Source organism: Sphingomonas sp. 10B4, from assembly GCF_035019905.1.
GTDB lineage: Bacteria > Pseudomonadota > Alphaproteobacteria > Sphingomonadales > Sphingomonadaceae > Sphingomonas > Sphingomonas glacialis.
In genome coordinates, this window is the sequence record NZ_JASJVC010000230.1 from 1 (window position 1) to 354 (window position 354).

General features: G+C 59.9%; 1 protein-coding gene. It reads right to left on the reverse strand.

The features are described 5' to 3' along the window. On the reverse strand, positions 1-231 hold a 231-nt coding region (locus QN347_RS19595), incomplete at its 3' end, for a type IV secretion system protein (protein WP_323494367.1). Between the last annotated feature and the right edge of the window lie 123 nt (positions 232-354).

Here is a 354-nt window from a genome sequence, read left to right on the forward strand (position 1 = left end):
GTTGAAATTGCCGATGATGAAAGCGAAGGCACCGACGTACAGCGTCTTTTTTATCAGCTTGCCAATGACCTCTTCGCCGCCCATGGCCCAGAACAGTCCGGCCAGTGTCATGTCGATCACCACCAGCGTGGCGGTGAGAAACGCCACCTCGCCATGCAGCAAGCCGAAACCCGAATCGATGTAGCGCGAGAAGACATCAAGGAAGTGGTCGATGACCGACAAGTCGTTCATGGCTTAGTCCTTCGGTGTGGGCGGTGGCGTAGCTGCTGGCGCAGGCGTGTACGGTGTGCCGCTGCCCATGAAGCGCCGGCGCGTGGCCTCGGCGGCCATCGTGCATAGCGCATCGCCTACCTT